We start from the raw sequence: 8491 nt of genomic DNA on the forward strand, positions 1-8491 counted from the left end.
GCGCGCGCGCGCGCGCGCGCGCGCGCGCGCGCGNGNGNGNGGGGTCATCACCCACGTAGTCACCGTGCCGGATGCAGACCCTCACCCTGACCCTCTCCCAAAGGGAGAGGGGACATCCACGGGTCACTACACCTTGGCCACCGAGCGCAGATCCGCCGTCGGAGCGAACGTGGGCGCGCGACGATGCTTGGAGGCCTGCTCGTAGGCGAAGGCGAGACGCAGGAGCACGGGCTCGCTCCACGCCCGCCCGATGAACGAAAGGCCCACGGGCAGTCCGGCCACATCACCAGCGGGGACGGTGATGCTCGGATAACCCGCGACGGCGGCGGGCGAGGAGCTGCTGCCGAGCCAGTGGTCGCCATTCACCAGGTCGATGAGTCCGGGAGGAGCCTGGGTGGGCGCGACGAGCGCATCGAGCTTGTGCTTCGCCATGACGGCGTCGATGCCCTGCGCACGCGACAGCTTCCGGCAGGCGGCGAGGGCCTTGAGGTACTTCTTGTCGGTGAGGGGCCCCTTCTCCTGGGCCTGGAGGAAGAGCTCCTGGCCGAACCAGGGCAGCTCGGTGTCACGGTGCTCCTCGTTGAAGCGGATGAGGTCCGCGAGCGTCTTGAGCCGGGTCTTGTCCCCGAGCCCGGCGAGGTAGGCCTCGATGTCGGCCTTGAACTCGTGGAGCAATACCTCCATCTCCGGCTCATCCATCTTCGAGGCGGTGGGGATGTGGGCCTCGTCGATGATGACGGCGCCCTGGGCCTGCATGAGCTCGAGCGCCCGCGCGACGAGCGCATCGGTGGCGGGGTGGTAGCCGAAGAAGCGCTCGCGAGGGACACCGATGCGAGAGCCCTTCAATCCATTCGGGTCGAGGAAGCGCGTGTAGTCCGCGTGAGCGTGGCCCTTGCTGGAAGCGGTCACGGCGTCAGTGGAATCAATGCCCGCGAGCACCCCCAGGAGCGCGGCGGCATCGGCCACGGAGCGCGTCATGGGGCCGGCGGTGTCCTGGCTGTGCGAGAGCGGAATGATGCCCGAGCGGCTCACGAGCCCGAGGGTGGGCTTGAGCCCGACGAGCGAGTTCGCCGCCGACGGAGAGACGATGGAGCCATCGGTCTCGGTGCCAACGGACACGGCGCAGAAGTTGGCGGCGGTGGCGGCGCCGGAGCCCGAGCTGGAGCCCGAGGGAGTCCGGTCGAGGGCATAGGGATTGCGGCACTGGCCGCCGCGCCCGCTCCACCCGCTGGAGGAGTGCGTGGAGCGGAAGTTGGCCCACTCGCTGAGGTTGGTCTTGCCGAGGATGACGGCGCCCGCGGCACGCAGCCGCTCCACCACGAAGGCATCACGGGAAGGCACGGCGCCCACGAGCGCGAGGGAGCCGGCGGTGGTCTGCATCTTGTCCGCGGTGCCGATGTTGTCCTTGATGAGGACGGGGATGCCGTGGAGCGGACCGCGAGGACCCTTCGCCTTGCGCTCCTCATCGAGCGCGGTGGCGATGGCGAGCGCCTCCGGGTTGAGCTCGATGACGGACTTGAGCGGGAGCGCGCCCTCGCGGTCCAGCGTCTGGATGCGGGCGAGGTAGCGCTCGGCGAGCCCCTGTGCGGTGAAGCGTCCCGACTGCATGGCGGCCTGGAGCTCGGAGACGGTGGCCTCCTCGAGCTCGAAGGAGCCGGCGCGCGGCGCGGAAGCGGGCGCGGCGTTGCCGGGAGAGGGCTGGGCATGGACATCCAGGGCGGCCAGCGTGCTGGCGGCGGCGGCACCACCGAGGAACGTCCGGCGGCTCAGCCCCTGGGAGTTTCCGGGGGAAGGAATGGGCTTCTTCATGGCGGGTGCCCAGTACAACAGCGGAAGCACCCGGCCACAACCCGGGTCCCTTCACCCCTGGCTCCTGCGCCTCACGCACCTTCCGTGCGGGACTCGGGAGGGGTCGGGCTTAGAGCTCCGTGAGGTCGTAGTACTCCGCCGACGACTGGTCGTGGTTGCTCACACCGCCCACCGCGAGCACCGTGCCGTTACCAAGCAAGGTAGCGGTGTGCTGATAGCGGTCCACGTTCATGGCCGCCGTCACGCTCCACGCCCCCGTGGCCGGGTCATACAGCTCGGCCGAGGTCAGGATGCCCGTGGCCGGGTGGTAGCCACCCGCGATGAGCACACGGCCATCCGGAAGCACGTTGGCGGTGTGGAGCCGGCGCGGCGAGCCCATGTCGCCCGTGGCCGACCAGGTACCCGTTGCCGGGTCATACAGCTCGGCCGAGGCGCTCGGCACCCCGTCGGTGCCCGAGCCGCCCGCGACCAGCACCTTGCCGCCAGGCAACAGGGTGGCGGTGTGCGAGGCATGGCCCGTGGCCATCGCCCCCACGACCGTCCACGTCCCGGTGTCCGGGTCGTACAGCTCAGAGGAGGCGATGAGGCCATCGGAGGCATCACTGCCGCCCGTCACCAACACCTTGCCGCCGGGCAACAGGGTCATGGTGTGGAAGGCGCGAGCCGTGTTCAGGCCGCCGGTATGGGACCAGGTGTTGGTGGCCGGGTCATACAGCTCGGCGGAGGCCAGCGTGGCGCTGTCGTATTCACCCGCACGGCCTCCAGCCACGAGCACCTTGCCGTTGGGCAGCAGGACGGCGGTGTGGTGATAGCGCTGGGTGTTGAGGAGGCCCGCGGGCTTCCACCTGCCCAGGGCCGGGACGTACAGCTCGGCCGTGGCGCTGGTGATGGGGCACACGCCGCCGCCGGCGATGAGCACGCGGCCATCCCGCAGCTTCGTGGCCGTGTGACCCCGGTGCGAGCCCAGCGTGCTGCCCGTGGCGGACCAGGTCCGGGCCTCCGGGTTGTAGACTTCCGCCGTGGTGTTGAAGCCACCGGCCACCAGCACCCGTCCATCGTCCAGCAACGTGGCGGTGTGCAGCAGCCGTGGCAGGGCCATGCCGCCGGTCGGAATCCAGCCGCCGCCCCGGTCCTCGCACGTGCCGGAGGCGTCCGGAACGACCGTGACGGTTCGCGTCGCGCTGCCCACGTTGCCGGACGCATCCTTCGCCGAGTACGTGAGGATGTACGTGCCCGGCATGCGGCTGTTGACGGAGCCGGACACGGTCACCGCGGAGGACACGTCCCCGGAGCACTGATCGGTGGCCACCGCGCCCGTCTCGACGTAGGGCCTGCGGCACTCGAGCGTCTCCGAGGCGTACCCCACGAGCGACACGGCCGGCGGCGTGGTGTCGACGACAGACACCGTCCCCGCACAGCTCGACAGCAGACCCGCGGGATCGAGGCAGGTCAACCCCACGAGGTACGAACCCACCCCCAGGGAGCCGACGAGCCCCTGGGTGCACTGCAGCACGTCTCCATCGGGATCGTACGAGCCGTCATTCACCGAGGGCACGGTGGCACTGCAGGTGGGGCCAGCCGGGAGCGTCACATCCTTGCACTTCGCCACCGGGGCACGGTTGACGGCGACGGACCGGCAGGACGCGCTGCACGTGCCGGTGCCGTTGGCCGCGCCGGTGTCGCACTGCTCGCTCGGATCCACCGTGCCATCTCCGCACCAGTGCAGACGGCACACGGAGGAGCAGGCCGTCCCCTGCACGCCGTTGCCGAGACCGGTGTCACACTCCTCGGGGTACTGCACCACGCCATCACCACAGCTCACGGGAACGGCACCGCGGGCCAGGATGTACGGCACCCCGTGCGAGCCGTCCGCGAAGTCCAGCGAGCCCGGCAGACGCGCGCCGAACACGGGGTCCCTCGCGATGACGAGCGGGGTGAAGTTGGCGGCCGGGAAGGAATCGAAGGCCTCGTGCACCGAGCAGCCCCAACGGGACAGCAGCGTGTCCGTCAGGCCCGACAGGGCCGGGTGCGAGGCCACCTTGTGGGCATCGTCGTAGCAACCCACGCCCGTCACGGTGAAGGAGCCAAAGGGCTCCAGCACCGGCACCGGCGTCATCGGGTCCGCATCGTGGTAGTAGCAGCTCAGGTTGATATAGGCGCCCGTCCTGCCCTCCTGCGCGGCGGCGAACTGGACGGCGTTCTTCGTGACCTGATCCTTGTAGTGGTACACGGGATCCGTGCCCATGATGATGACGTTGCCGTCCACCACGGGGCCCCAGACGCCGCGGCTCTTGGACGCCGCGGAGATCGACGACAGGCTGCCGGCGCACGTGGCATCCCCCAGGATGATGGCGCGATAGCCCGCGAAGTCCGCCGAGCTCTTCGCGGCCCAGGCGGCGTTGGAAACGACCTCCACCGTGTAGCCCAGACTCCGCGCGGCCACCGCCTCCACGCTGTTGGAGCCCCCCGTCACCGAAGCCGCCAGGATGAGCACCTTGTGGGTGCTGCCCAGCCCCTGGGGACGCGTGCTCACGGCCGCCGGCATCTCACCACCACACGCCACGAGCCATCCCACGCCCAGAACCATCAGCATCTGGAAGCAGAGGCCGCTCCCGTTCCTCGGGGGGATTTCAGAACGCATGGGTTACCTCGGAGTTCGGACGCACCGCTCCCGGACACCCGGGGCAGGCGGGGGGGGGGCGCCTTTGTACACCAGCGCTCGGGGTGGACGGACGGGGGGGCCCGCCACCGATTCGGACTCAGAGGAGGATTTCCCGCGAGGCCCGGCAATCAGCGGGGCCCGAAGCCTTCGCTGGCACTCTCGAGCACCGGGCGGGCGGCACCGGGCGCACGGCTTGTTCGCCTCCGGACAGATGCTCAGCTTTCCGGAGCGATGAAGACCTCACAGATGATTCCGGCCTGGGTCGTGTGCCTGCTCACCCCGCTGATGGCGCTCGCGCAGACGGCGCCCGCGGGGGATAGCCAGAAGGTGAACCAGTACGTCCTCCAGAGCTCGGCGCTCTGGTACTGGGTGGCGATGCTCGTGGTGGCGGCGGCGGCCTTCGCGTGGGTCTCCTTCCGCCTGTCCAGGCACAAGCAGCCGCCCCACCGCCCGAGCACTCCCTAGACGCGGCTCAGCGCGCGTCCGAGGCCGTCTGGGTCTGGCCCTTCTTGCCCGCGGGGAGATCCGGGATGAGGAGGATCTCGATGCGGCGGTTGCGGGCGCGGCCCTTGGCGTTGGCGTTGCTGGCCACGGGCTTCGTGTCGGAATGACCCGCGGCCACCAGCCTGGCCGGGGGAACACTGGCCTTCTCGCCGAGGAAGCGCACCACGTTCACCGCGCGCGCCACCGACAGCTCCCAGTTCGTCGGGTAGGTGGCCGCCAGCCGCTGCGAGGGCGGCGCGTCATCCGTGTGGCCCGACACGAGGATGGAGCGGTTCTCCACCTTGGCGAGCACCGTGCCCAGCCGCGCCAGCACCTCGCTGCCGCGCGGCGACAGGTTCGCCTCGCCCGAGTCGAAGAGGATTTTATCCACCAGGTCCACCTGGATGCGGCCCTCGGCCTGCGACAGGCGGATCTCCCCGTCGGAGATCTCCGCCTTCAGCTTCTGCTCGATGTCCTCGTAGGTGGCCTTGAGGCGGGCGAGCTCGGCGTCCTTCTCCTGCACCGCCTGTTGGAGCTGCTCCCGCTCGGTGTTCAGCCGCGTGCGCTCGTCCTCGAGCGCCGTGAGCTTCTGGTCCTTCGCCTCGAGCTGTTGCGACAGCTGCGCCTCCAACGCCTTGCGCGCCTGCTCGGTGCTCACCGTCTGCGCACGGGCCTCGGCGGCCGACTTCTCAGCCGATTCCGCACGCTCCTTCTGCATCGAATACGCGCCGTAACCGAGGTAGCCCGCCACGCCGGACAGCAGCACCACCACCGCCGTCACCAGCCACGGCAGCCAGGGCTTCGAACCACCCCCGCCCTTCTGGGGAGCCATTCCCTTCGCGAACACCGTCTTCTCGGAGTCTCCAGACATGGCGCGCAAGCTAGAGGCCCCGCCCGGGTGCGCCTCAAGGCGTTGCAGGTACGCGCAGGTATCCGAGGGTGCAACGTTGCACCGATGGCGGACGAGGTTTCAGGCCAGCGAGCCGGTGGGGGTGCTCAGCGCGTCGATGAGCTCGCGCGCCGACACCGGGTGGCCCTGCCCTTCCGGCGTGAAGAAGATGCCCACGGGCATCCCCTCCTCCTCGAGCTGCGGCAGCACGTTCTCCAGCAACTCATGGAGCTTGATGGCGCGAGGCTGGAAGCCGGACCACAGGCGCGTGGCGCACATGGCGGCGAACTCGGGGGCGGGCCAGAGCGGCAGCACGTCCCGCCCCGTGTCGTCGAGCGCGAGCGCCCAGCCCTCGCCATCGAGCCCCCAGACCTCGCCGGACTCCGCCACGCGCTGGAGGAAGTACGCATAGCGGCGGGCCGCGGGCAACCGCAGCACGGCCTGCATCCGATCCTGGCTCTGCTCACTTTCCATGGGTCCTCCCAATGCTCGAAGGATGGTGGGCCGGTCCGACATGGGGCGCGCCATCGGTCAACTGGCCCGCGAGCGCGGCCACCTCCTCGGCACATCCCCAGGAGAGTGTCACGCCCGCCCCGCCGTGCCCGTAGTTGTGGAGGACGTGACGTCCGTCCACCTGCTCCAGCTCGAGGCGCACGGCGGGCCTGCCGGGCCGCAGCCCCACGAGGTGCTGCGACACGTGGATGCGGGTGCCCGCGGGCAGCAGCCGTGCCGCGCGCGCGAGAATGGCCTCGGCCTGTGCGGGGTCCGGCTCCAGGGAAGCGCTCCCCTTCACGGCGGTGCCGCCGAGGATGCAGTCGTCGATGCGGGGAATGAGGTACGTCATGCCCCGCGCCTCGTCCTGCTCGTCGAGGAGGAAGCGCTCGAGGGGGAGCGGCGCCACGCGGAGCACCTCGCCGCGGATGGGGTAGAGCGTCTCGTCACCCAGGAGGGTGCGCGAACCGAGGCCCGTGCAGTTGACGACGAGCGGAGCCACCGCCCAGGCCTCGTCGAGCGAGCGCACCTCGCGCTGGAGGATGGAGCCGCCGAGCCGGCGGAAGCGCTCCATCAGGTACGGGAGGTAGCGCCGCATGTCGATGACGGGGGCCTCGAAGACGAAGCCATCGACGAAGCCCGGGAGCAGCTCGGACGCGGTGGCGCGGCGGAAACCGGGCACGCTGGAAGCCCACCACGGGTCGGGAGCGGGCCAGAGCAGGAGCTCCGTGCCGAGCACGCGCCGCACGCCGGTCTCGGGCCTCGCGGCGAGGGCGCACAGCTCCGCGAGGGTGCGCGCGCCCCAGGCGGTGACACGCTCCTGGGGGAAGGCGAGGTACGGGTACCAGACGGCCGCCGCGACATCGGACGTGGTGTGGGGAGGCAGCTCGCGCGCCCAGATCTCCACCGCGTGACCGGCTTCGAGCAGCCGGACACCGCAGGACAGGCCAGAGACTCCACAGCCAAAGATGACGACGCGCATGGGAGACAGGGTGTAGTTCCCTGTTCTATGCGGACGAGGCCGGTGAAGTGAATGCCCCCCCCACTGAATCCCGGAACCCGGGCGGTGCGGATATCCTCCCGGAGTGATGCCCGCACTCATCAGCCTGTTGACGGACTTCGGCGTGAAGGACACCTACGTGGGCCAGATGAAGGCGGCGCTGCTCAGGGTCTGTCCAGGGGCGAGCCTCGTGGACCTGACACACGAGGTACCCGCACAGGACGTGAGGGGCGGCGCATTCCTGCTGTGGAGTGCGGTGGAGGCCTTTCCCGAGGGCTCGCTGCACCTGGCGGTGGTGGATCCGGGAGTGGGCTCGACTCGGCGCGCCGTGGCGGCGAGGGCGCGGCGGGGAGACGTGCTGGTGGGGCCGGACAACGGACTGCTGGTGCCGGCGCTCGAGCAACTGGGGGGACTGGCCGGGGCGGTGGAGCTGACCGGGTCCACATACTGGGGGCCGAGGCAGTCGAGGACGTTTCACGGGCGGGACGTGTTCGCGCCGGTGGTGGGGCACCTGGCGGCGGGAGTCCCACTGGAGAAGCTCGGCCGGAAGCTGGAGGACCTGGAGAGACCGTTCTCATTCCCGAGGCCCGGGGAGGAGGACGGATGCCCGGTGGGCGAGGTGCTGCACGTGGACACCTACGGCAACCTCATCACGAACCTGCCGGGGGCGGTGCTGCCCGCGCGATTCCGGGTGCACGTGGGGAGCACGGTGCTCGAGGACGCACCGCATGCGCACTACCAGTCGGTCCCAGCCGGGAAACCCCTCTCCCTGGTGGGGAGTGCGGGACTGTTGGAGGTGTCGGTGAGGGACGGCAGCGCGGCGAAGGAGCTGGGAGCAGCCCGGGGAGCGCGAGTGCGCATCGAGCCGTATTGAATCAAGCTCCTTGAAGGCCACGGTGGACCGCCCCCTGATAACGGAAGTCAGTTGAATGTTCCTATATCTTATATCCACAATGCCGAAACCAGCCGACGATGTCGTCATGTGTGATGAGGTCCATGGCCCTGGCAATGGCGTCGTCGAGCGCCTGTCGGGTGCGCGCCTCCATGCTCTTGAGTAGTTCCTTGAGCTTTTTCCAGAGCAATTCAATGGGATTGAGGTCCGGCGAGTAGGGCGGAAGGAAGAGAACATGGGCACCAGCGGCCCGGATACGCTCCT

At 69.8% G+C, this 8491-nt stretch carries 8 protein-coding genes; 2 read left to right on the forward strand and 6 right to left on the reverse strand.

What is annotated here, in order from left to right:
• Nucleotides 1-126 precede the first annotated feature (126 nt).
• Both Q664_RS08895 and Q664_RS51810 read right to left on the reverse strand, forming a co-directional pair.
• Nucleotides 127-1809 (reverse strand): amidase, encoded by a 1683-nt coding sequence (locus Q664_RS08895; RefSeq protein WP_052517871.1) that lies wholly within the window; start codon nt 1807-1809, stop codon nt 127-129.
• 109 nt (nt 1810-1918) lie between these two features.
• Complete coding sequence (locus Q664_RS51810) at nt 1919-4450, reverse strand: Kelch repeat-containing protein (RefSeq protein WP_075207391.1); 2532 nt, start codon at nt 4448-4450, stop codon at nt 1919-1921.
• 252 nt (nt 4451-4702) lie between these two features.
• Here Q664_RS51810 and Q664_RS08905 point away from each other — a divergent pair, with 252 nt between their 5' ends.
• Nucleotides 4703-4936, forward strand: a complete 234-nt coding sequence (locus tag Q664_RS08905; RefSeq protein WP_235216614.1) for a hypothetical protein — start codon at nt 4703-4705, stop codon at nt 4934-4936.
• A 7-nt stretch (nt 4937-4943) separates the two neighbouring features.
• Here Q664_RS08905 and Q664_RS08910 read toward each other — a convergent pair whose 3' ends face one another.
• From Q664_RS08910 to Q664_RS08920, 3 genes are all read right to left on the reverse strand, one after another.
• Nucleotides 4944-5825, reverse strand: coding sequence for an OmpA family protein (locus Q664_RS08910; RefSeq protein ID WP_235216615.1), 882 nt, complete (start codon nt 5823-5825; stop codon nt 4944-4946).
• A gap of 99 nt (nt 5826-5924) precedes the next feature.
• Nucleotides 5925-6317, reverse strand: coding sequence for a DUF2750 domain-containing protein (locus tag Q664_RS08915; RefSeq protein WP_052517870.1), 393 nt, complete (start codon nt 6315-6317; stop codon nt 5925-5927).
• Complete coding sequence (locus Q664_RS08920; RefSeq protein ID WP_043392195.1) at nt 6307-7317, reverse strand: FAD-dependent oxidoreductase; 1011 nt, start codon at nt 7315-7317, stop codon at nt 6307-6309. Before Q664_RS08920 ends, Q664_RS08915 begins: the two co-directional genes overlap by 11 nt.
• 106 nt (nt 7318-7423) lie before the next feature.
• On the opposite strand from Q664_RS08920, the gene Q664_RS08925 reads away from it, so the two are divergent.
• Nucleotides 7424-8209, forward strand: coding sequence for an SAM hydrolase/SAM-dependent halogenase family protein (locus Q664_RS08925; protein ID WP_043392198.1), 786 nt, complete (start codon nt 7424-7426; stop codon nt 8207-8209).
• 61 nt (nt 8210-8270) lie between these two features.
• Here the strand turns inward: Q664_RS08925 and Q664_RS63105 are convergent.
• The coding region (locus Q664_RS63105; protein ID WP_043392201.1) for a transposase at nt 8271-8491 on the reverse strand (221 nt) is incomplete at its 5' end.

Source organism: Archangium violaceum Cb vi76 (assembly GCF_000733295.1).
Classification (GTDB): Bacteria; Myxococcota; Myxococcia; order Myxococcales; family Myxococcaceae; genus Archangium; species Archangium violaceum.

Excerpts from the sequence above, each read along its gene's own strand:
- Q664_RS08895 (WP_052517871.1), bottom strand. The coding sequence starts at position 1,809 with ATGAAGAAGCCCATTCCTTCCCCCGGAAACTCCCAGGGGCTGAGCCGC.
- Q664_RS51810 (WP_075207391.1), bottom strand. The coding sequence starts at position 4,450 with ATGCGTTCTGAAATCCCCCCGAGGAACGGGAGCGGCCTCTGCTTCCAG.
- Q664_RS08905 (WP_235216614.1), top strand. The coding sequence starts at position 4,703 with ATGAAGACCTCACAGATGATTCCGGCCTGGGTCGTGTGCCTGCTCACC.
- Q664_RS08910 (WP_235216615.1), bottom strand. The coding sequence starts at position 5,825 with ATGTCTGGAGACTCCGAGAAGACGGTGTTCGCGAAGGGAATGGCTCCC.
- Q664_RS08915 (WP_052517870.1), bottom strand. The coding sequence starts at position 6,317 with ATGGAAAGTGAGCAGAGCCAGGATCGGATGCAGGCCGTGCTGCGGTTG.
- Q664_RS08920 (WP_043392195.1), bottom strand. The coding sequence starts at position 7,317 with ATGCGCGTCGTCATCTTTGGCTGTGGAGTCTCTGGCCTGTCCTGCGGT.
- Q664_RS08925 (WP_043392198.1), top strand. The coding sequence starts at position 7,424 with ATGCCCGCACTCATCAGCCTGTTGACGGACTTCGGCGTGAAGGACACC.